The following is a 21,435-nucleotide window of genomic DNA, read 5'->3' as shown; positions in this document are numbered from 1 at the left end:
ATACCTTACTTAATCAACTCACGTACATCGATGAAGTGACCTGTCACTGCTGCAGCTGCTGCCATAGCAGGACTAACCAGATGAGTACGTCCACCGAAGCCCTGACGGCCTTCGAAGTTACGGTTAGAAGTAGATGCACAGTGTTCACCATTACCCAATTTATCCGGGTTCATTGCCAAACACATTGAACAACCAGGCTCACGCCACTCCAGACCTGCTGCAGTAAAGACCTTATCCAAACCTTCTTTCTCTGCCTGCTCTTTTACCAAGCCAGAACCCGGTACAACCAAAGCCTGAATGATGTTGCCAGCCACTTTACGACCCTCAACTACTTTTGCAGCGTCACGCAGGTCTTCAATACGAGAGTTTGTGCAAGAGCCGATGAATACACGATCAAGCTTGATATCAGTAATATTCTGATCAGCATTCAAACCCATGTATTCAAGGGCACGATTGATACCATCAATCTTAACCTGATCCGTTTCGTTAGCTGGGTTAGGCACCTGCGCAGAAACACCAACCACCATCTCTGGAGATGTTCCCCAGGTAACCTGTGGCTCAATATCAGCGCCGTTGATTTCAACGACTTCATCAAACTCAGCATCATTGTCAGAAACAAGATCTTTCCACGCCGCGACAGCCATATCCCACTGCTCGCCTTTCGGGGCAAACGGTCGACCTTCAACATAATCCAGCGTGATCTGGTCAACAGAAACCAAACCAACACGCGCGCCCGCTTCAATCGCCATGTTACAGACGGTCATACGACCTTCCATAGACATGTTACGGAAGACATCACCGCCAAACTCAATCGCATAACCTGTACCACCCGCGGTACCGATCACGCCAATCACGTGCAACACAACATCTTTTGGTGTCACACCGATGCCTAGCTCACCATCAACACGAACCAGCATGTTCTTCATTTTTTTAGTGATCAGACACTGAGTTGCCAATACATGCTCAACTTCTGATGTACCTACACCATGAGCCAGCGCCCCTAAAGCACCTAGTGTTGCTGTGTGGGAATCACCACAAACAGCGGTGACGCCTGGAAGGATCGCACCTTGCTCTGGCGCCATAACGTGCACGATACCCTGACGCTGGTCGTTCATTTTAAATTCTAAGATGCCAAACTCATCACAGTTACTGTCCAGAGTTTTCACCTGAATTTTAGAAACAGGGTCAACAATCTCGTCAACACCACCAGAACGCTCAGTAGTGGGCACGTTATGATCAGGTGTCGCGATATTCGCATCGATACGCCATGGCTGACGACCCGCCATACGCAGACCCTCAAACGCTTGCGGGGAAGTTACTTCATGCAGAACCTGACGGTCGATATAAATTAAAGAACTGCCGTCATCATTGGTACGAACCAAATGCGATTCGAACAATTTATCGTATAACGTTTTACCAGCCATGGGCCCTCACCTCTTGTTTTTCTGATCAGCCTGGCATGCTCAACTTCGCCGGCTAATTAACTTATGCAGCTATCCTAGTGCAGCCCAAACTAGAACACAAATTCATAATTTTTATAGTTTGAATTCCAAACAGGAATAGATTAACTTTCCTATAAAACTACAGCTCCTAAAGCAGGCCGTACCTTATGGATACACACTCTTTACAAGCTTTCCTTGCTGTCGCCGAAACAGGCTCATTCTCCAAGGCCGCTGAAAACTTATTCCTGACACAATCAGCTGTCAGCAAACGGGTGGCACAGTTAGAAGATCAGATTAATAGCCGCCTTTTTGACCGCATAGGCCGAACGGTTTCCATGACAGAGGCTGGCAATGCTCTGCTACCAAGAGCACGGGATATCCTGCTCAGGCTTGACGATGCAAAGCGAGTTATAGGCAATCTAACAGCGGGCGAGATTCGCGGATCACTATCCCTCGCGGCCAGTCATCACATCAGTTTGCACCGCCTCCCCCCGCTGCTTAAGCAATTCAGTGAAGAATGCCCTAAAGTTGAATTGGATCTTCAGTTTGCAGAGTCCGAGGTCGCCTACGAAGGCGTACTGAAAGGCGATTTGGAGCTTGCTTTAATCACCCTTTCCCCTGAACCTGATCCTTCCATTCATTCTGAGATAGTCTGGGATGATCTTCTTCACTATGTAGTGGCCGAAGACCACCCGCTGGCAGAATTTAATGAAATTGATCTTAAACAGTTAACTGACTTCAACGCTATATTGCCCGGCAGCAATACATTTACCCGTTCCTTAGTAGAGCTACTTTTCCAACAACATCAGCTTGAACTTAATGTAACCATGTCGACAAATTACCTTGATACGATTCGCATGATGGTAAGCATCGGTCTCGGCTGGAGCCTCCTGCCTGAAAGCCTGGTCGACAAAGGACTGAAAGTGCTTAATGTTGTTGATTCAGAGCCGGTTCATCGTAATCTCGGCATTATTTTCCACCGCGACCGTACACTATCCAATGCCGCTACCCATCTGGTAGAGATGTTAAGAAGTGAGCGTTAAGCAGATGTAAGCACCCGCAACATGTAATAAGATGACCCTATAGAGAGAAGCGGAGATTCTGGCTAATGGAAAACAATAACGTATCGATGGAAGAACTACTGGATGCACAAAAGGCATACTGGCAGAAACTGATTTCCGGTACGGAAGCCCCCACCCCTGGTGACTGGGCTGACTTTTTAGCCAAAAACCAGAAAGAGGCCAGCCAGGAAGCCCCCAAGCAGTTTTCTCAGCTTTTAGATATTCTGGGCGCGCAATCCACTAACTTCACAGCTTATGGTGAAGAGCTACTTAAACAGTTTCGTTCTGGCAGCGAGCAACACCTCAATCAAGCGGTTGAGCAGTTCTCTCAATATATGCAATCGCAAACAGCGGATGCTTTGATGCAACAGTGGCAGCTACCTGAACAATTCGCCGCTTTGTTTAAGACCCACAGTTTCCGCGATGACCTGATGTTTGAAAATCCGTTTATCAGCGGAATGAAAAGCCTTCTTGAAACACCGGTTATTGGTGGTAACCGAGAGAATCAGGAACAAATTCGCGAAACGATCAAATTAACCATCGAGTATCAGGAAGCGCTAAAGGAATATATCGTCCACTACAACTCAATCAATCAGCATGCGACTTCACAGATGCTACAAACATTGAGCCAAGGTGAGGCAAAGGCAGGTAGCTTGCAGCAGCTCCATGATATCTGGGTAGATGCTTATGAATCAGCTTACTCAAAAACCGTTTTTACCGATGCTTATCAACGCTCCCATGGCCGCATCAGCAATGCTCTGATGCAATTACGGAAGTTTGCTCAGGATGTCAGGGACGTTCATTTTCAATCAGTCGGCCTGGCAACTCGTAAGGGACTGGATACAGCACTTAAACGTCAGCACCAGCTACGTAAAGAGATGCGGGTTCAGAAACGTGAAGTGCAATCCATCAGTGAGCAAATGAACCAGCTCCAGTCGGAAAACGCCGCCCATCTGATTATGGAAATGAAAAAAGAGATCGACGGCCTGCGCAAAGAAATTTCCGCGCTCAAGAAAGCTGCTAAAGAGGATTAAGCGATGAAGGCATTTGATCTGGATCCAGCCAAAGTAGCCCACGAACTGTTCGAGTTTAATCGCAAGCTGCTAAAGAGCTACAACACCCTGGCCCAGCTAAAAGAGGTAGATGTGGATTCCACCCCGTATGAGGTGATCTACACCGAAGATAAACTTCGCCTGCGCTTTTATCAGGCCCAAGGCGACAAACGCTGCAATACCCCTCTTCTTATCTGTTACGCGCTAGTCAACCGTCCATACATGATCGATCTGGAAAGTCAGCGTTCCATGCTACAGCGGTTATTAGAAGCTGGGCTCGATGTATACCTAATTGATTGGGGTTATCCAGATCCCGCAGATCGCTATCTGGATCTGGATGACTATATCAATGAATACGTTAATAACTGTGTTGAAAGTGTTCTCGCACATGCGGGTGTTGAAAAGACTAACCTCCTGGGGATCTGCCAGGGCGGCACATTCAGCTTGTGTTACACATCACTCAATCCGGAAAAGATCAAAAACCTGATCACTATGGTTACACCGGTTGATTTTCAAACCGAAGATAACCTGCTTTATCATTTGGCAAAATATGTTGATGCCGATCTTGCCGTTGAAACCTACGGCAATATTCCAGGCAGTATGCTAAACGATTCCTACAACTCTCTCATGCCGATGCGACTGGGAGTGCAGAAAAACTTGGGGATGCCAAACCAGCTGGAAAACCGGGAGAGCGCTCTCAGCTTTTTGCGAATGGAGAAGTGGATCTATGACAGCCCGGACCAGGCTGGGGAAGCCTTTCGAGAGTTTATCACTCAGTTTTTCCAGCAAAACAAGCTGATTCATGGCGAAGCAATGATCGGTGATAAACAGGTCGATCTGGGCAAAATCACTCAACCTGTACTTAATATCTTCGGTAGCTTCGACCACCTGGTTCCACCTAAAGCATCTACCGCTTTGGCTGACCACGTTAACTCGGCTGATTATCAAGAGATGGAAGTCAAAGCCGGTCATATTGGTGTATTTGTATCAGGGAAATCGCAAACCCAGGTTGCTCCAGCTATCGTCAACTGGTTAGCAGAAAGAGACTAAACAGGCCGCTGTAGTCACTTGCCACCCAATATCTCTCGACTAAGATCAGTTATGAGTGTTTTTCAGGCTGATTTGTCGCATTTTTTGCTTCCTACCAGCGAAATTGTCGACTAAAATCGCGCGTCTATTTTTTGTCGTACCGATTCGGAGAGTACCGCCTTGCCAAGTAACGGGAAAATCAAGCTTCAGGGCTTTAATAACCTGACTAAAAGCCTGAGCTTCTGTATTTATGATGTCTGCTATGCAAAAACGCCTGAGCAGAAGGCAGAGTACATTGAATATATTGATGAACAATACAGCGCAGAACGTCTAACGGACATTCTCAGCGAATGCTGTGACATCATCGGTGCGAACATCCTCAACGTAGCCCGCCAGGACTATGATCCGCAAGGGGCCAGTGTCACCATCCTTGTGGCTGAAGAGCCAATCAAAGATGCTGATAACGTCGACACCACTGAGAAACCTGGCCCTATGCCAGATTCAGTAGTCGCACACCTGGATAAAAGCCATATCTGTGTTCATACCTATCCGGAAGCTCATCCAGATAATGGAATCTGTACTTTCCGTGCTGATATCGAAGTGTCTACTTGCGGTATTATTTCTCCGCTGAAAGCACTCAACTATCTGATCCATAGCCTGGAATCCGATATTGTTACCGTTGACTATCGAGTGCGCGGTTTTACTCGCGATATTCATGGTGTTAAGCACTACATTGATCACGATATCAATTCGATCCAAAACTTTTTCACTGATGACATCCACGACCAGTATCAAATGCTGGATGTAAATGTTTATCAGGAAAACATCTTCCATACGAAAATGATGCTAAAAGATGTAGATCTGAACACCTACTTGTTTGGCACAACCAAAGAGGAGCTTCTCGAAGAAGAAGTGCGGGAGATTACCGAACGCCTCTACAAAGAGATGAGCGAAATTTTCTATGGGCGAAATATGCCAGACATGAAATAATAAAGGCCGCTACAGCGGCCTTTTTATTACTTAGTTTTGTCTTCGGGCGTAGCTGTAGGCTCTGCCCCTGGAGGTTGCTCCCCCTCTCCGGGTTTGAACATCCCCCACATCTGCATATTCTGATCGGCAATGCGGTTCATCATCGTCAGCGGATTTGCTGCACCCATCATGGTCTGCATCTGATCCCGAATACGGTCCTGGTGCTCCAGAAACGATGCAATGCTTTGCTCAAGATACTGACTCATCATGCCCTGCATGCTATCACCGTAGAAACGGATCAATTGCTGCAGTACCTGATTAGTTAATAAGGTTCCGTGACCTTGCGCTTCCTGCTCGCTGATAATTTGTAACAGAATATTTCGGGTCAAATCATTACCCGTCTTTGAATCTTCTACCTTAAAGGCCTCACCATTCAGCACCAGCTGCTTCACATCATCCAGCGTCACATAGCAGCTTCTTGAAGTGTCGTACAAACGGCGATTTGTATATTTTCTTAGAATACGCAATTCACTATCTCTCTCGTAACATTCCCTTGGATATACCTGATCACTTCACCTTGATCAGTCTTTTTTATTATCTGAACTGCCGTATCCGGAAGTCATCATGCCAAGCATCAATTTTTGCAGCGCTTCCATAGAACCCAAGCCGCTGGTCAAATAAGGCTTAAACAGAGTAAGGGGATCATATCCTTCAACCCCAGCTTCCATCTGTTCCGTAATCTTATCCATCATATCTTGCTGAAATTTCTGCACATCTGGCAATCCCAGAACTTTGCGCAGCTCTTCCGGAGACATATCAATATCGATTTTGAACTTCACACCCTGACTCCTCTATCAGGCAGAACTATATACTAATCCTATATCAAAAATTCGGCGGTGCAAAATACTCAAATCAATTGTTTTGCTGCACTTTTTCCGGATAGATCCAGATCAAAGCTAGCAAAATCGCAACAAAGCTTGCTGCAGCAGATAATCCGAAGGTCACCAGAACACCAAAATCGTCCCATAACAAACCACTGACAAATGCACCAAGCGCACCGCCTAAACCGAAACCAAAGCTGGAAAAGAGAGCCTGCCCCTGACCATGAGTTTGCTCGGTAAAGTAATGATTTACCAGGGCAATACCCACCGCATGCAGCGCACCAAATGTTGCAGCATGGAGGGTTTGTGCAAGCAGCATTAGCGGGAGATTTTCCGGAACCAGGCCAATTAACAACCAACGCAAAACACAGAGCATCAGACTCACAATCATAATCGCCCTGATACCCCAGCGCTGCAGCATCCAGTGCATGTAGATAAAAACGATTACTTCAGCAATAACACCAATAGCCCACAACAAACCCACTTCAGCGCGGCTATAACCTACATCCACCATAAGGACACTGTAAAAGGTGTAGTAGGCGCCATGGCCAAACTGAATAAGGAGGCAGATGGAAAAAAAAGCGATGACCTGGGGACGTAGTAGTAACTCGATAAACCCTTTACCACGAATAACATTCTCGATCTGACCTGTGCTCTTTGCCACGCGTGGAATCAACAGTGTGTTTAACCAGATTAACAACATCATGGCTAACATGATCCAGGGAAGCCAGGTGATAGAAAGATAATCCAGAAGAGCACCAATACCGACAACCGCGATAATAAATCCGACAGATCCCCACAATCGGATTCTGCTGTAGCGGTTTTTCGCATCCCCTAACTGACGAAGTGTTATAACCTCAAACTGCGGTAAAACGGCGTTCCAAAAAAAACTAAATCCAAGCATCACCAGGCCAATACCCACAGCAGTATCCTGCCAAAAGATACCGATGAACATTATCCAGGTCATCAATGCGCCAAAACGCACAATTTGGACTCGCTTTCCACTTCGATCCGCCAGCCACCCCCATAAATTCGGCGCGACAATTCGGGACATCTGCAGCAATGCCATTAAGCTACCAATGGTTTGCGCATCGAAATTAAAAGATTTTAGATAGAGAGACCAATAAGGTACCAACGCACCCAGCAGCGCAAAATAGAAGAAGTAGAAACCAGAAAGCCGGATATAACTATCCAATACGTTTTACCTTATCAATCCAAAACAATCAGATTATCAATCAAAAAAGCCGGTTCACTCAACGTGCACCGGCTTTATCTAATACATCGATGTCTATTCAGGCTTTATCTAATGCGTCGAGCAGATATTGGGGCAAGCCAAAACAGCCCAGATGAGTTTGCGGGTTATAGTAACGAGTTGTGATACCACTGTCCGCAAAACGCTTTTGCAACTCGGAGAGATCAAGCTGCCGAAGCGATTCGTTATCTGAACCCCAGGCTAAAGTCATTACACCACCAATGTAGGTTGGAACCGCAACCGCATAAAAGCTCTGATCTTTAAAATATGGGCTCAGGCGACGACGGGTTGTGATGACTTCATCCTGCTGAAGGAATGGCACACCGTTCTGTGCGACAAATACGCCACCTTCATTAAGAAGGCTTTTACAACCTTCATAGAAACGACTGGAGAAAAGGACTTCGCCTGGTCCAACCGGATCAGTGCAATCTGAAATAATCACATCGAACTTTTCATCCGTAGAGTTTACGTACTCAACTCCATCTGCAATAACAATGTTTGCACGCGGATCATCAAATGCACCCGCCGAATGATTAGGCAGATACTCTTTACACATGTCGATTACAGCCTGGTCAATCTCGACCTGTGTAACATGTTCAACACTTTTATGGCGGCAAACTTCTCGCAAAATACCACCATCACCCCCACCAATAATCAGCACTCGCTTTGCCTTTCCATGCGCAAGGATAGGCACATGCGTTAACATTTCATGATATACAAACTCATCACGTTCGGTTGTCTGGATGATGCCATCTAGTGCCATCACAGTCCCGTAGACCGGATTACGAAAAATAATGAGATGCCAAGAATCAGTCTGTTGTTCAAACAAGACCTCTTCTACATCGAAAGCCTGCCCGTAACCTTTATGTAAAGTTTCTTTATAGTTTGTAGTCATGAAATTAACACCCATTTAAAGCGGTAATGCTCCAAATGTCATTGAAATAGTAAGAATGGGTTGAGTTCGCTGAAAGCTTCAACTGGAGCGCATTTATACCCCTAAAGAACGCAAAAACAAAGCTATATTTACTCATGTAAAACAACTACACACGAGTAACATTTTCATTCAATAATACTGACATATTCGCTCACCTCAATAAGTTAGAGAGCAGTTTTAGTGCGCACCTCACCATTTTGGAGCAATGTATCAAAATATTAGTTTTTGATTGAATAGGCTGTAGGCCTTATAACTAAAGGCTTACAGCCATGATTATACCAAAGTCTAATTTCGCCAGCAGGTTGGTATATATTCTGCTAGGTTTGCTAGTAAGCAAGTTTTATTAAATCTGTTCGCTATATTTAAGAACAATAACAACTAAAGCAATTACGGCATTATCGCCATCCTTACAAACGGAGAAACGTAATGAAACGACTTACCTCAGTGATCGCAACAGGTCTGGCACTTGGCCTTTCTTTCGGTGCTCAAGCAGGCACCCTTGAGGATGTACAGAAAAGAGGCAGTGTCTCTTGTGGTGTGAGTACTGGCCTGGCAGGTTTTTCTCAGAAAGATGAGAACGGCACCTGGAGCGGACTGGACGTAGATGTTTGTCGCTCGGTAGCCGCCGCTGTTCTGGGCGATGCGAGCAAAGTGCAATATAAACCGCTTACAGCAAAAGAACGTTTCACCGCCCTACAGTCAGGTGAAATCGACATTCTGTCTCGTAACACGACCTGGACACATACCCGTGATACGTCTCTGGGTCTGAACTTCGCAGGTGTTAACTATTACGACGGTCAGGGCTTCATGGTCTCTAAAGATCTGGGCGTAAGCAGCGCACTGGATCTGGACGGCGCAGCCGTATGTATCCAGGCAGGTACAACCACTGAGCTGAACCTGGCGGATTACTTCCGTGCTAATGGCATCACTTATAACGCAATCACGTTTGATACGTCTGACCAGACTCGTGCCGGCTTCGAAAGCGGTCGTTGTGACGTACTGACGTCTGACCAGTCTCAGCTGTACGCACTGCGTATCGGTCTGAAAGATCCATCTTCTGCGATGGTACTGCCTGAAGTTATCTCTAAAGAGCCTCTGGGTCCTGTAGTACGTCAGGGCGATGATCAGTGGTTTAACATTGTTAAGTGGTCTGTTTACGCGATGGTTGAAGCTGAGTTCATGGGCATCAACAGCGCCAATGCTGATCAGGCTAAATCACAGGGTAACCCAGGCCAGCAGCGTCTGATGGGTGTTGATACTGATTCCGGTGAGAAAATGGGCATCAGCAACGACTGGGCTTACAACATCGTTAAGCAGGTGGGTAACTACGGCGAAAGCTTTGAACGTAACGTGGGTCAGGGTTCTCCTCTGAAGATTTCCCGCGGTCTTAACGCCCAGTGGAACAAGGGCGGCATCATGTACTCTTCTCCAGTACGTTAAGAAGGACAAAACAGAGGGACATTTTATGTCCCTCTGCTATTTTTACTTATAACCTTCTGAAGATAAGTGCTTAATTATGTCTGAAAAGCCGCAGGTGAAATCCTCACCCTCTTTCTTCAATAACCCTAGAAATCGCTCGATTATCTATCAGCTGCTCCTGTTGTTTGGGCTTGGCTACTTCTTCTATAGCATCATCAGCAATACGCTGGCGAATATGGAAGCTCGAGGCATTCAAAGTGGTTATGACTTCCTGTTTAACACGGCAGGTTTTGACATCCTGATGTCACTCATTCCCTACGATGCGACCAATACTTATGGCCGTACCTTTATCGTAGGCTTACTCAATACCGTGTTGGTTTCAATTATCGGCATCATTCTGTCGACCATGGTCGGATTTATCATGGGGGTTGCACACTTCTCCCATAACCTGCTGATCCGTAAACTGGCAACCGCTTACGTTGAAACCTTCCGTAACATTCCTTTATTGCTGCAGATTTTCTTCTGGTACTTTGCAGTCTTGGCTGCGTTGCCAAGTGCACGCCAGAGTATGAGTCTGGGTGAGGTCATTTTCCTTAACGTGCGTGGCCTGTACTTCCCGGGGCTAACCCCTGAAGGCGGCGCATCCGTTGTTTATGCTGCGATTGCTGCGGCGATCATTGGCATCTTTGTGCTGAAACGCTGGGCGAAGAAACGCCAGGACGATACCGGGCAACAGTTCCCTGTACTCTGGGTAAGCCTGGGTATGCTATTTGGTCTTCCCCTGCTGGCATTGATTGTGATGGGTTTCCCTTTTGCCTGGGACATTCCTTACCTGAAAGGCTTTAACTTCCGTGGCGGTATCACCGTGATACCTGAGCTGATGGCACTGGCCTTAGCCCTGACCGTTTACACCGGTGCGTTTATTGCGGAAGCCGTGCGAGCGGGTATTCAGGCCGTTCCTCATGGTCAGACAGAAGCCGCGCGTAGCATTGGCCTGAAAGAGGGCAAGATCATGAAACTGATCATTGTGCCTCAGGCGATGCGTGTCATCGTGCCTCTGCTGAACAGCGAGTATCAGAGCCTTGTTAAAAACTCGACGCTGGCCACAGCGATCGGTTACCCCGACCTGTTTACTGTGTTCGTGGGCACCACCCTGAACCAGACCGGTCAGGCGATCGAAATCGTCTTCATGACCATGGCCGTATACTTCGTGGTTAACATGACGATCTCATTCCTGATGAACCGACTCAACAGCAGTGTTGCGTTGACGGAACGATAAGGGGAGCTGACTGATATGAAAGAATTTAAACCATTACCCGATCAGCCGGCGCCAAACGATACTGTTGGACCGATTCACTGGGTTAAAGACAACTTCTTCTCCTCTGCCGCAAACACGATTGCGACGTTGCTGATTCTGGCGTTGCTGGCAACGGTTATTCCGCCTCTGGTGGACTGGCTGCTGATCTCTGCGAACTGGTCTGGCACCACTCAGGATGCCTGCACCAAAGACGGCGCGTGCTGGGTGTTCGTGATTGCCTGGTCGAAACAGTTCTTCTATGGGAGTTACCCGACCGAAGAGCTATGGCGTATCAACCTGTGCGTCCTGATGCTGATTGGTGTGATCGCGTCTTCACAACTGCTCAACAAGGACTGGCGTAATAAGTTCTCTATTCCGGCGTTTCTTCTGCTGCCATTCGTCTGCATTCTGATTCTGGATGGAAGCTGGATCGGTCTGGAGTATGTCTCTACAGACTACTGGGGCGGTTTTGCGTTAAACGTACTACTGGCAGCCGCCAGTATCATCGTTGCGTTCCCGCTGAGCTTTGTCTGGGCTCTGGGACGTCGTTCAGAGATGCCGTTTATTAAAAGCGTCAGTATTCTTCTGATCGAGTTTTTCCGTGGCGTACCGGTACTGGCCCTGTTCTTTATGGGTTCGGTGATGCTGCCACTGTTCTTCCCGGAAGGTACCAACGTCGACAAGCTGGTGCGTGTGTGGATCGTACTGACGCTGTTTATGGCGGGCTACATGGCGGAAGTGTTCCGTGGTGGTTTCCAGGCGGTTCCGACCGGACAGTATGAAGCGGCGGACTCACTGGGTCTGAGCTATTGGCAGAAAACGCTTTTGATTATCCTGCCACAGGTGATCAAAGTATCGATGCCCAACATTCTGGCGACCTTTGTCATGCTGTTTAAGAACACCACGTTCTTGCTCATCATCGGTATTTTCGAAGTGCTGAGCACCACTCAGACAGCCCTGACAAACTCGAACTGGCTGGGCGGCCACTCCACTGAAGGCTACCTGTTTGTAGCTATCGTTTTCTGGATCTGCTGTTACAGCATGTCACGCATCAGTGCGTCGATTGAGCGCAAACTCGATACCAGCCATAAGAATTAAGAGGAACTCCTTGTGAGCGTAGAACAAGAAAAAACTAACGAAAATAACGATGACATCATCGTTATCAAGGATCTCAACAAGTGGTATGGCGAGTTCCATGTACTGAAAGACATTAACCTGCGGGTTAAAAAAGGCGAAAAGATCGTTATCTGTGGGCCTTCGGGCTCCGGTAAATCCACCATGACGCGTTGCATCAACCGCCTTGAGGAGTTCCAGCGCGGCTCCCTGACGGTGAATGGTGTGGAGATGATCGAAGACGTTAAGAATATCGAAGCGATCCGCCGTGAGGTGGGTATGGTATTCCAGCACTTCAACCTGTTCCCGCATCTGACAATTCTGGAGAATCTGACGCTGGGCCCGATCTGGGTGCAGAAGAAGCCGAAGAAAGAAGCTGAAGCGACGGCGATGAAGTACCTGGAGCGCGTTAAGATCCCTGATCAGGCGAACAAGTTCCCGGGACAGTTATCTGGTGGTCAGCAGCAGCGTGTGGCGATCGCTCGCTCCCTGTGTATGAACCCGGAGATAATGCTGTTTGACGAACCGACATCAGCCCTTGACCCGGAAATGATCAAGGAAGTACTGGATGTAATGATCGAACTGGCCAATGAAGGTATGACGATGCTATGCGTAACCCATGAGATGGGTTTTGCGAAGAAAGTAGCCGATCGGGTTATCTTCATGGATGCGGGTGAGATTGTTGAACAGAACACGCCTGAGGAGATCTTTAATAATCCTCAGACGGATCGACTACAGCTGTTCCTCAGCCAGATCCTGGATCACTAATCTTTCACTGACTTTCCAGCGAAAGCAAAGCCGCTTACTCTCAGGAGTGAGCGGCTTTTTTTATTAAGCTGGATCTATATCTACCCCAGCTTCATCTAGCTCAACAACGTCTTGCTCTTTCAGCGCCTCTTCTAGCCACTCCTGTAATGCAGGCAAGCCGAAAACCGTTTCCATATATTGCGCAGAATTTTCAGAAACATTGATCCCATAAGTTCCGAAGCGCAGCACAACCGACGCATAAAAAACATCCGCAATAGAGAACTTTCCAAATAACCATGGCCCCTCTCCAGCGAAGCTTTCCCGTAGATCAGCCCAGAGCGCATCTATTTTTTGTACGTCCTTTACTGCTTCATCACTCAGCGAAACTTTTCTTTTAGCCCTGCAATTCATTGGCATTTCGTTACGTAGGGCCATAAATCCAGAGTGCATTTCGGCAACGACAGCACGGGCTCTAGCGCGATCAGCAGCTGAAGCAGGCCAGCCTTTACCGTTTAGGTAAGTTTCATTGACGTATTCACAAATCGCCAGAGAATCCCAGACAGTGACATCACCGTCGATCAACGTGGGGACTTTCAATGCCGGGGTTTTGCCTTTCAAAGTTTCATAGAACTCTTCACTGAAGAGCTTTAAGAGCACTTCATCAAACTCGATGTCAAACGCCTTAAGAACCAACCAGCCACGCAAAGACCAGGATGAATAGTTTTTATTACCAATATAGAGTTCCATTTCTCTCCTCCTTTCATTGGAATCTATTCTTGCAACTTGCTTTCCCCGTGACTAACGAATAGTTTTGATAGCTTCTATTCGATCTGCTGATGGATACCTTATGGATATTGATGCTCTAAGAAGTTTTATTGCCTTCGTTGATACCGGAAGTTTTACTCGTGCGGCAAAACAAACCTTCAGAACTCAGAGCGCCATCAGCATGCAGATGAAAAAGCTGGAGGAAGAAACCGGACACACCCTGTTTGTAAAAGAGGGGAGAAATCTATCACTCTCTGAGCAAGGGCAACAACTGGTCAGCTATGCTCGCCGGATTATCGCATTGCACGACGAGGCGATTGGTAATTTCAGTCAAAGCCATAACCATCCGCCGCTCGTAATTGGTTGTCCAGATGATTATGCGGAATCTATTCTGCCCTTACTCAGTAACCTGATAAGGGAAGCCCTTCCTGAACAAAATCTACGCATATGCTGTGATAGTAGTAGCAAGCTACGACTTATGCTTGACGCAGGTGACGTTCACGCCGCTATTTTAACTCGCGCTCCAGAAGCCGAAGAGGGTTATCTCCTCAAACATGACACAGGAGTCTGGGTTCATGGGGGCTTTCCGGAACTCGCACACCTTAAACCCGTTCCACTGGTTTTATATGAACCTGACTGCAAATTTCACAGCACAGCCATAGACGGCATGGAGAAACAGGGATTGAATTATCGATTAGCCTGCAGCTCTTCAAGTGCTACGGCAATTAAGAGCTTAGTTAAACAGGGACTGGGAATAAGCGCTATGGCAACTTCAAGCGTAACAGAAGGGCTTGAGGTTATTGATGATGTCGAGCTCCCTGCTCTGCCTTCAGTCGACATTGTTTTAGCTACTGCTCCGGTACCCCATCCGATGTTTGGCAGCGCGCTTGCGGCCAGCCTTAGTAAACAGTTCTTCGACACGCAAAATAATTGAAATTAAAGCGCCTTTGCGTATCTATCCCGAAGAATAGCAACACGCTCAACATAAGCCTTAGTTTCAGCATAGGGCGGCACGCCGTTATAACGCCTTACCGCACCAGGGCCTGCGTTGTAGGCTGCCGTCGCCAGTGTGAGGTCCCCGGAATAGCTATCTAACAGTGCAGCCAGATATTTTGTGCCCCCATGGATATTCTGCGTCGCATTGAAACTATCCGAGACACCCAGATCTTTCGCCGTTGCCGGCATCAATTGCATCAAGCCTTGCGCTCCCGCCCGTGACACTGCTTTTTCACGAAAGGCCGACTCAGCATGGATAACGGCCCTAACAAGTGCCTCATCCACTCCAAACTGGTTGGCAGCTACTTTTACTACGTCCCTGTACGCTTTAAGGTTCAATGGAGTTGTCTGCCAGTTAACGGGAGAGGAAACACCACAAGCAAAGCAGTCAAATCGTAAAACCTCAAAAGCAAAATCAACTGGCCTCTGGTCAGTAAACGATAATACGCCTTGGTTATTACGATACCTGTAGACGCTTTGCGTGGAGGATTTGGAAGTATTGGTATAATGAACAGCCCGCTGCTTATCATTGAGATTGGTATATTCAACACGCCCATCCGGGTGCACGATCTTTCTGATCTCACCCGATGCCACCAGCGTTGAAGCCCCCAGACACATACAAAGCGCTGTAATGGATGATAGATGGCGTATCAAACTTAGCAATTTCCTTTTACCCATACTCGCAGTTTAGCAAGAAATTCAGCGATTCAAATCTCTTTTGGGGGCAAAATCAGCGATGAAAACAAGAGCCCGGTCACAAGCGCAATTGCTACAAAACTCATACTGAACGCAGTATCGATACCCTCTACTATGTTTTTCTCCACCAGCAACGATAAGCTCTGAAAACCGACACTCCCAGGTACCAGAAGGATAATTCCTGGCAATAACATCACCGCCTTGGTGATACCAGATAACCGCTCAAATAGATTCGATACTAAACCCGTAACAAACGCGCCGATAAATGCTCCCATCACCTGACCAAACAACTGGGATCCATACCAGGTCGCGGCAAAGGCGATCAACCCTCCCAGAACAGCCCAATGCATATCTTGTGGGCGACACTGAAACAAGAAACACAAACCGACCCCTGCTATAGCGATAGCTGGCCACAAAGCCCAATTGGGTAAATACCATTCCAGGCTAACCTCCTGAAAAGGAAACAACCCCATACCGATGGCATTACCTATAGCTACACCAAAGCCAATTTGGAGGAAAATCGTCCCTGCATAAACCAAACGAGCAGTACCGGCCACCATATTCTGTCTTGCTAACTCAGCAACGGCTGTTGTTAGAGGTAAGCCTGGAACCAGCACTATCACGCCCGCTACAGTTGCAATATAAGGCGAGGTTAGCCAACCCAAACTTGCAACAAAGTTAGCTAGAAGCGCTGAGATAATCGCTGATAGTGTCGGGAACAGATACTTTAGGGAATCCGTTTTAAGAAATTTAACCGCGATAAGCCCCGTTATCATTCCAATGATTAAAGCCACGACAATTTCGGGTACCGCACCACCTAGGAGATGGGCGATTCCTGCAGAAAGCAAACCAAACCCTGCCATCTGCCCTTTAAGACCAAATCTTACCCCTGAGTTAGAGATTGACTTAAGCTGATAAGCACCATCAGCTACGCTCATCTCATCTGACATTACACCGCGCACAACTTCATGCACTTGGATACGACGCTCCAGATTCACCTCCCCCTGCTCTACCCTAAACACATAGGTCTTGGGTTCCGGCTCATCGGGATGCGAGAAACTCATAATCAGATTGGTTGGCTGAGCAAGACATTGCACACCGAACCCCAGCTTCTGTCCGACATGCTTCATCGTGTTTTCCAACTCGTATGCCGTCATACCGTATGTATGCAAGGCTTTGGCAAGGCGAAGCATGAAACCCACCGGCAGCGTTCTGGGCGGGAAATTAGGTTGCTTGTCCAGCGACAAGTGATCAATCAGATCAAAAGACATCAGTTTATTTCCAGGGTATAAAAAGCAAAAAAGGATAAATTATCGCTAATTTATCCTTTCAGAAGTTTAGTTGGCGATATCAGGTTCAGGTAATCACCGGGACCTCAGATTTAACATCTGCATTCTGACCCCGATCCCTTAAGAAGTGATCCATCAGGACAATCGCCATCATGGCTTCAGCAATAGGTGTCGCTCTGATACCCACACATGGATCATGGCGACCTTTAGTCACCACCTCGATCTCCTCACCACGGCTATTGATACTTCGACCTGGAAGACGCAGGCTCGATGTAGGTTTTAGCGCCATATGTGCTACCAGATCTTGTCCCGTAGAAATACCACCTAGCACACCGCCGGCATGATTAGATAAGAATCCCTCTGGGGTCATTTCATCACGGTGCTCAGTACCCTTCTGTTCTACTGATGCAAAACCATCACCGATCTCTACACCCTTTACGGCATTGATACTCATTAGAGCATGAGCGAGATCAGCATCCAAACGATCAAAGATGGGTTCACCTAAACCGACGGGCATGCCAGAAGCGACAACGCTAATTTTAGCACCAATAGAATTGCCCTCTTTACGAAGCGCATCCATGTATTCCTCCATTTGAGGAACCGATGCAGCATCTGGAGAGAAGAAAGGGTTATTCGGCACTTCATTCCAGTCAAAGTTAGCTTCATCTATTTTGATTGGACCTAATTGTGAAAGGTAACCTTTAACTTCGATGCCTTTAGCTGCAAGGAACTTTTTAGCAATAGCGCCGGCAGCAACACGCATAGCGGTCTCACGAGCAGAAGAACGCCCACCGCCACGGTAGTCACGGAAACCATACTTATGCGTATACACATAATCTGCATGTGCTGGTCGAAAGGTCTCTTCAATATTCGAGTAATCTTTAGAGCGCTGATCCGTATTCTTGATCAAAAGGCCGATCGGAGTCCCTGTTGTTTTACCTTCAAACACACCAGAAAGGATCTCAACCTCATCAGCTTCTCTTCGCTGGGTTGTATGACGAGACGTACCAGGCTTGCGACGGTCCAGATCAATCTGCAGATCTTCCTCTGTCAGTTCGATGCCTGGAGGGCAACCATCAACTATGCAGCCAAGCGCTTTACCATGGCTCTCACCAAAGGTGGTGACCGTGAAAAGTTTACCGTACGTATTTCCTGACATCTCAGTCTTCCATCTAACACAATCTAAAATAGTGGCCGGGGATTATACCAGACTCTCCCGGTATTGGAGCAGTTCGTTAGCAGTAATCGCAAATACCCCATTACCCCCTCGTTGAAACTCTATCCAGACGATGGGTAGTTCCGGAAATTGCTCCATCATATGCACTTCGCTATTTCCTACCTCAACCACCAGCAAACCGTCATCGGTGAGATAATCATTAGCTTCAGCAAGAATACGACGCGTTATATCCAGCCCATCAGGCCCAGAACCCAGAGCTAGCTCAGGTTCATGGTCATACTCCTCAGGCATTGAAGCTAAATCATCAGCATCAACATACGGAGGATTGCTAACAATCAGATCATACTTTTTGCCCTTAAGATTGCAGAACAGATCGCTCTCAATTGCATGGACCCGCTCCGCCATCTCGTGCTTTTCAATATTCATATGTGCAACGTCGATGGCATCCTTGGAAATATCTGCCAGATCCACTTCAGCCTCAGCAAAAGCATACGCACAAGCAATACCGATACAACCACTACCCGTACAAAGATCGAGAACACGCTCAACAGGGCCTTCACGCAACCAGGGAACGAACTCTGCTTCAATTAATTCAGCAATTGGGGAACGAGGAATGAGTACCCGTTCGTCAACATAGAAAGGCAGCTGACAGAACCATGACTCCCCCGTAATATAAGGCAGTGGCTTGCGCTCGACTGCGCGTTGCTGAATGTAGCTCAATACCTTTGTTTTCTCATCCAGGGTCAATCGACCGTCTAAAACGGCGGGATTAACGTCCCAGGAAAGGTCTACAGCTGCGAGAACCAACTGAGCAGCTTCATCCCAGGCGTTATCTGTTCCATGACCAAAATAGACTTTATTTTTCCCAAACTGGCTCATCGCATACCTAATATAATCGCGAAGGCTATGCAATTGATCTGTAACCCTTTTTTCGTTTGAGTTATGTTCACTCATTCAGTCAGAACCGTTTTTTTGTTAAATTAAAGACGCCATCTTAATAAAACTTGTTCGGTAACACCATGAAAGACCCAAACGATACAGAAAACGAATTCTCATTCGCAGACGCGATGCAAGGCGTTACCCGACATAAACATGACAAAGCCGATCTATCTGTTGAAAAAACAACTCGAAAAAAGAAAGATCATAATTCAAGTTACCGCCGTCATGCAGCGACGCTAGCCGATGATAAAGTCATTGATGGCCTATCTGATGAAGCGGTAGAGCTGGTTGAATCCAGTGAAGAGTTACTGTTTGCCAACCCAGGGGTTCAACTTCGCGTTTTGAAGCGACTGAAACAGGGCCACATCCCCTGGGAAGGCGGGATAGACCTGCATGGCTATACCGTCGACCAGGCCCGCGACCAGTTGAGCAAGTTTATTTATGATTCCCGTAAAGCCGGAGCCCGATCAGTCATTGTTATCCACGGTAAAGCGTATTCTTCTGAAGGCCAGGAACCATTAATTAAATCTTATGTTAATGAATGGCTTAAACGCCTGGATGGGGTTCTGGCATTTTGTTCAGCCCAACCTAAGGATGGCGGAACCGGGGCTCTCTACGTACTCCTGAAAAAAAGTACTAATTAATAGGCTCTCCCTGCTCGAGGGCTTCTAGCTTATCACGTGTTGCCAGGCGGCCGTATTCAATGGTTTCAGCAGCGCGATGGAAGTCATAGAAGCTACAAAGGTCTTTGGGGATACGCACAATCAGATCTGGTGGATAACCAGCAATCTTATATTCGGCCAGGCTCGCCTGCATAACCTCAACCGAATTCAGCAAGATATCCATCCGCCCACCAATTGAATCACTTTTCTGCTCCACATTTGTACCCGAGGGCTTACGGTCGACTTCAGGCATATGCCATTCATCACTCATACCACTACGCTTCAGATACTTATTCGTTGGCAGCTTCAAATGACTATGTGATGAATCTCCGGTATTCAGGTCAATCGCAATAATAAGATCCGCCTGAGCCGCTACAGCCGGGATAATGGGTAAAGGGTTAAGAACACCACCATCAACCAGCACCCTTCCCTCTTTAATCACCGGCGTAAACAAGCCAGGTACAGCGACAGAAGCGCGAATCGCTTCGAGTAGAGAGCCTTTCTGGAACCAAACTTCTTTTTGGTGAGCAATATCGGCTGAAACCGCTGTAAAATCGATTGGCAGGCTCTCGATGTCAGGTGTACCCAGGATTTCAGCAAGTTTTACAAATACCTTGTCACCGCGGATAGCGCCTTTAGACAAGGTAAAATCCAGAAGTCTGACGACCCCCATCCAGTTCAGTGAAGAAACCCATTCTTTGTATGCATCCAGCTTACCTGCGGCATAAAGTCCTCCGACCAAAGCACCCATCGAGCTACCTGATACAGAAACAATCTCATAGCCACGTCGCTGAATCTCTTCAATTGCACCTATATGTGCATACCCTCTCGCGCCACCACTTCCTAACACTAGAGATACTGTTGCCATAAGATTGCTGCCTCCCTACATATCTTCAGTCACCACAGAGATACCTGAAATGCTTTCATTGCCAGCAGCGGAAAAACCACCAAGCGAATGAATCAAAACCCTCTCCTCTGACACGCCAGAAGCTATTAAACGTTTTCTAAACGCCTCTGCGGCTTCTATGGACCTATCAAGCTGCTCTTGCCTTCCACCTTCTTGGTTATCATGGGAAATAATCCAAATACGCTTAGAGACATTTTCTTTGAGGAAATCACTTATCTGAGAAAGCTCAGCTTCCTGCTCTAGCAATTCTGTTTGAACCCCGCTTATCAAAGCTTCGGATAAATCCATCAGTGCGGATTCAAGCAGGTCAAGGCGAAGATAAACACGCTTATTCCCCCTACGCACTGAATACAATGAGATGTATGTGTTTCGAAGCTTAGAAGCAGAAAATTGCTGGGTCTTATCAACCCCATAAAGGCGAGAATACTTAAGAATATTATTCGCCCATTGGTTACTGCTTCCACACTCCCTGCCTACACAGTGAAATAATCGCTCCGCACTAAGCGCTTGTAGTTGACGAGTGAAGCTTTCGAATGCCTCATCAGGCGTATGATTATCAGGAATTCTGTAAGTAATTCGAGTTAAATCACCATTAATTAGTTGCTGCTTTTCAGGTGCTAAAACGCCGTTTATCTTCTCCAAACCACCAAGAACTAAGCGGTAGTCATGATCTTTAATCTCCTCATATTGAACAATAAACGAACGGGGAAATCGCTCCAGTAGATTTGAATCAGCAGAACCCCGAATATCACTCGCAGCATAAAGCTGACCGGATAACGTCCATAGAACAATCAACAACCTTAACATC

At 47.1% G+C, this 21,435-nt stretch carries 22 protein-coding genes; 10 read left to right on the top strand and 12 right to left on the bottom strand.

Translation table 11 applies throughout. The features are described from left to right. Positions 1 to 5: 5 nt before the first annotated feature. Positions 6 to 1,424, bottom strand: coding sequence for a 3-isopropylmalate dehydratase large subunit (leuC, locus tag MED92_RS17075; RefSeq protein WP_007022839.1), 1,419 nt, complete (start codon positions 1,422 to 1,424; stop codon positions 6 to 8). Positions 1,425 to 1,609: 185 nt separating this feature from the next. Here leuC and MED92_RS17070 point away from each other — a divergent pair, with 185 nt between their 5' ends. From MED92_RS17070 to speD, 4 genes are all read left to right on the top strand, one after another. Beyond that, on the top strand, positions 1,610 to 2,485 hold the full coding sequence (locus tag MED92_RS17070) for a LysR family transcriptional regulator (protein WP_007022838.1): 876 nt from the start codon (positions 1,610 to 1,612) through the stop codon (positions 2,483 to 2,485). Positions 2,486 to 2,550: 65 nt separating this feature from the next. Beyond that, positions 2,551 to 3,537 (top strand): poly(R)-hydroxyalkanoic acid synthase subunit PhaE, encoded by a 987-nt coding sequence (locus MED92_RS17065; protein ID WP_007022837.1) that lies wholly within the window; start codon positions 2,551 to 2,553, stop codon positions 3,535 to 3,537. Positions 3,538 to 3,540: 3 nt separating this feature from the next. Beyond that, positions 3,541 to 4,605 (top strand): class III poly(R)-hydroxyalkanoic acid synthase subunit PhaC, encoded by a 1,065-nt coding sequence (gene phaC, locus MED92_RS17060; RefSeq protein WP_007022836.1) that lies wholly within the window; start codon positions 3,541 to 3,543, stop codon positions 4,603 to 4,605. Positions 4,606 to 4,764: 159 nt separating this feature from the next. Then, positions 4,765 to 5,574: an adenosylmethionine decarboxylase gene (gene speD / locus MED92_RS17055; protein ID WP_007022835.1), complete on the top strand. Its 810-nt coding sequence runs from the start codon at positions 4,765 to 4,767 to the stop codon at positions 5,572 to 5,574. 26 nt (positions 5,575 to 5,600) lie between these two features. On the opposite strand, the gene phaR is transcribed toward speD, so the two are convergent. The 4 genes from phaR to speE form a co-directional block, all read right to left on the bottom strand. Then, a complete protein-coding gene (gene phaR / locus MED92_RS17050; RefSeq protein ID WP_040663189.1) occupies positions 5,601 to 6,080 on the bottom strand; it encodes a polyhydroxyalkanoate synthesis repressor PhaR in 480 nt (159 codons plus the stop codon). Between the two features lie 54 nt (positions 6,081 to 6,134). Further along, positions 6,135 to 6,392, bottom strand: a complete 258-nt coding sequence (locus MED92_RS17045; RefSeq protein WP_007022833.1) for a DUF6489 family protein — start codon at positions 6,390 to 6,392, stop codon at positions 6,135 to 6,137. A gap of 73 nt (positions 6,393 to 6,465) precedes the next feature. Beyond that, complete coding sequence (locus tag MED92_RS17040; RefSeq protein WP_007022832.1) at positions 6,466 to 7,629, bottom strand: MFS transporter; 1,164 nt, start codon at positions 7,627 to 7,629, stop codon at positions 6,466 to 6,468. Between the two features lie 97 nt (positions 7,630 to 7,726). Further along, a complete protein-coding gene (speE, locus tag MED92_RS17035) occupies positions 7,727 to 8,581 on the bottom strand; it encodes a polyamine aminopropyltransferase (RefSeq protein WP_040663461.1) in 855 nt (284 codons plus the stop codon). Positions 8,582 to 9,046: 465 nt separating this feature from the next. Here speE and MED92_RS17030 point away from each other — a divergent pair, with 465 nt between their 5' ends. The 4 genes from MED92_RS17030 (at position 9,047) to MED92_RS17015 (ending at position 13,217) form a co-directional block, all read left to right on the top strand. Then, positions 9,047 to 10,060, top strand: coding sequence for an amino acid ABC transporter substrate-binding protein (locus tag MED92_RS17030; protein WP_007022830.1), 1,014 nt, complete (start codon positions 9,047 to 9,049; stop codon positions 10,058 to 10,060). Positions 10,061 to 10,136: 76 nt separating this feature from the next. After that, positions 10,137 to 11,318, top strand: coding sequence for an amino acid ABC transporter permease (locus MED92_RS17025; RefSeq protein ID WP_007022829.1), 1,182 nt, complete (start codon positions 10,137 to 10,139; stop codon positions 11,316 to 11,318). Between the two features lie 15 nt (positions 11,319 to 11,333). Continuing rightward, entirely contained in the window at positions 11,334 to 12,434 is a 1,101-nt protein-coding gene (locus MED92_RS17020) for an amino acid ABC transporter permease (RefSeq protein WP_007022828.1), read from the top strand. Between the two features lie 12 nt (positions 12,435 to 12,446). Further along, the gene (locus MED92_RS17015) at positions 12,447 to 13,217 is read left to right on the top strand and encodes an amino acid ABC transporter ATP-binding protein (protein WP_007021745.1); all 771 of its coding nucleotides are present in this window, start codon (positions 12,447 to 12,449) and stop codon (positions 13,215 to 13,217) included. Positions 13,218 to 13,280: 63 nt separating this feature from the next. Here the strand turns inward: MED92_RS17015 and MED92_RS17010 are convergent, their stop codons facing one another. Beyond that, complete coding sequence (locus MED92_RS17010) at positions 13,281 to 13,943, bottom strand: glutathione S-transferase family protein (RefSeq protein WP_007022827.1); 663 nt, start codon at positions 13,941 to 13,943, stop codon at positions 13,281 to 13,283. A 100-nt stretch (positions 13,944 to 14,043) separates the two neighbouring features. Between MED92_RS17010 and MED92_RS17005 the strand changes: the two genes are divergently transcribed. After that, complete coding sequence (locus MED92_RS17005) at positions 14,044 to 14,895, top strand: LysR family transcriptional regulator (RefSeq protein WP_007022826.1); 852 nt, start codon at positions 14,044 to 14,046, stop codon at positions 14,893 to 14,895. 2 nt (positions 14,896 to 14,897) lie between these two features. On the opposite strand, the gene MED92_RS17000 is transcribed toward MED92_RS17005, so the two are convergent. From MED92_RS17000 to prmB, 4 genes are all read right to left on the bottom strand, one after another. Next, on the bottom strand, positions 14,898 to 15,611 hold the full coding sequence (locus MED92_RS17000) for a lytic transglycosylase domain-containing protein (protein WP_040663457.1): 714 nt from the start codon (positions 15,609 to 15,611) through the stop codon (positions 14,898 to 14,900). Positions 15,612 to 15,664: 53 nt separating this feature from the next. Continuing rightward, positions 15,665 to 16,924: a threonine/serine exporter family protein gene (locus MED92_RS16995; protein WP_007022824.1), complete on the bottom strand. Its 1,260-nt coding sequence runs from the start codon at positions 16,922 to 16,924 to the stop codon at positions 15,665 to 15,667. Between the two features lie 85 nt (positions 16,925 to 17,009). Next, a complete protein-coding gene (gene aroC / locus MED92_RS16990; RefSeq protein WP_007022823.1) occupies positions 17,010 to 18,101 on the bottom strand; it encodes a chorismate synthase in 1,092 nt (363 codons plus the stop codon). A gap of 42 nt (positions 18,102 to 18,143) precedes the next feature. Next, positions 18,144 to 19,073, bottom strand: a complete 930-nt coding sequence (gene prmB, locus MED92_RS16985; protein WP_007022822.1) for a 50S ribosomal protein L3 N(5)-glutamine methyltransferase — start codon at positions 19,071 to 19,073, stop codon at positions 18,144 to 18,146. A gap of 65 nt (positions 19,074 to 19,138) precedes the next feature. On the opposite strand from prmB, the gene MED92_RS16980 reads away from it, so the two are divergent. After that, positions 19,139 to 19,702, top strand: a complete 564-nt coding sequence (locus MED92_RS16980; protein ID WP_007022821.1) for a Smr/MutS family protein — start codon at positions 19,139 to 19,141, stop codon at positions 19,700 to 19,702. Here the strand turns inward: MED92_RS16980 and MED92_RS16975 are convergent. Next, entirely contained in the window at positions 19,695 to 20,588 is an 894-nt protein-coding gene (locus tag MED92_RS16975; protein ID WP_007022820.1) for a patatin-like phospholipase family protein, read from the bottom strand. The genes MED92_RS16980 and MED92_RS16975 overlap by 8 nt on opposite strands. A gap of 15 nt (positions 20,589 to 20,603) precedes the next feature. Further along, positions 20,604 to 21,434: a DUF4892 domain-containing protein gene (locus tag MED92_RS18735; RefSeq protein ID WP_007022819.1), complete on the bottom strand. Its 831-nt coding sequence runs from the start codon at positions 21,432 to 21,434 to the stop codon at positions 20,604 to 20,606. Position 21,435 lies beyond the last annotated feature (1 nt).

The sequence above is a fragment of the Neptuniibacter caesariensis genome (assembly GCF_000153345.1).
GTDB classification, from domain to species: Bacteria; Pseudomonadota; Gammaproteobacteria; order Pseudomonadales; family Balneatricaceae; genus Neptuniibacter; species Neptuniibacter caesariensis.
This window is presented reverse-complemented; position numbering and strand designations above follow the sequence as displayed.

Bases quoted from the DNA above. Each gene is read 5' to 3' on its own strand.
- leuC (WP_007022839.1), bottom strand. From the start codon at position 1,424: ATGGCTGGTAAAACGTTATACGATAAATTGTTCGAATCGCATTTGGTT.
- MED92_RS17030 (WP_007022830.1), top strand. From the start codon at position 9,047: ATGAAACGACTTACCTCAGTGATCGCAACAGGTCTGGCACTTGGCCTT.
- MED92_RS18735 (WP_007022819.1), bottom strand. From the start codon at position 21,434: ATGTTAAGGTTGTTGATTGTTCTATGGACGTTATCCGGTCAGCTTTAT.
- MED92_RS17010 (WP_007022827.1), bottom strand. From the start codon at position 13,943: ATGGAACTCTATATTGGTAATAAAAACTATTCATCCTGGTCTTTGCGT.
- MED92_RS16980 (WP_007022821.1), top strand. From the start codon at position 19,139: ATGAAAGACCCAAACGATACAGAAAACGAATTCTCATTCGCAGACGCG.
- aroC (WP_007022823.1), bottom strand. From the start codon at position 18,101: ATGTCAGGAAATACGTACGGTAAACTTTTCACGGTCACCACCTTTGGT.
- MED92_RS16995 (WP_007022824.1), bottom strand. From the start codon at position 16,924: ATGTCTTTTGATCTGATTGATCACTTGTCGCTGGACAAGCAACCTAAT.
- phaC (WP_007022836.1), top strand. From the start codon at position 3,541: ATGAAGGCATTTGATCTGGATCCAGCCAAAGTAGCCCACGAACTGTTC.
- MED92_RS17020 (WP_007022828.1), top strand. From the start codon at position 11,334: ATGAAAGAATTTAAACCATTACCCGATCAGCCGGCGCCAAACGATACT.
- MED92_RS17005 (WP_007022826.1), top strand. From the start codon at position 14,044: ATGGATATTGATGCTCTAAGAAGTTTTATTGCCTTCGTTGATACCGGA.
- MED92_RS17065 (WP_007022837.1), top strand. From the start codon at position 2,551: ATGGAAAACAATAACGTATCGATGGAAGAACTACTGGATGCACAAAAG.
- MED92_RS17025 (WP_007022829.1), top strand. From the start codon at position 10,137: ATGTCTGAAAAGCCGCAGGTGAAATCCTCACCCTCTTTCTTCAATAAC.
- MED92_RS17070 (WP_007022838.1), top strand. From the start codon at position 1,610: ATGGATACACACTCTTTACAAGCTTTCCTTGCTGTCGCCGAAACAGGC.
- speE (WP_040663461.1), bottom strand. From the start codon at position 8,581: ATGACTACAAACTATAAAGAAACTTTACATAAAGGTTACGGGCAGGCT.
- prmB (WP_007022822.1), bottom strand. From the start codon at position 19,073: ATGAGTGAACATAACTCAAACGAAAAAAGGGTTACAGATCAATTGCAT.
- MED92_RS16975 (WP_007022820.1), bottom strand. From the start codon at position 20,588: ATGGCAACAGTATCTCTAGTGTTAGGAAGTGGTGGCGCGAGAGGGTAT.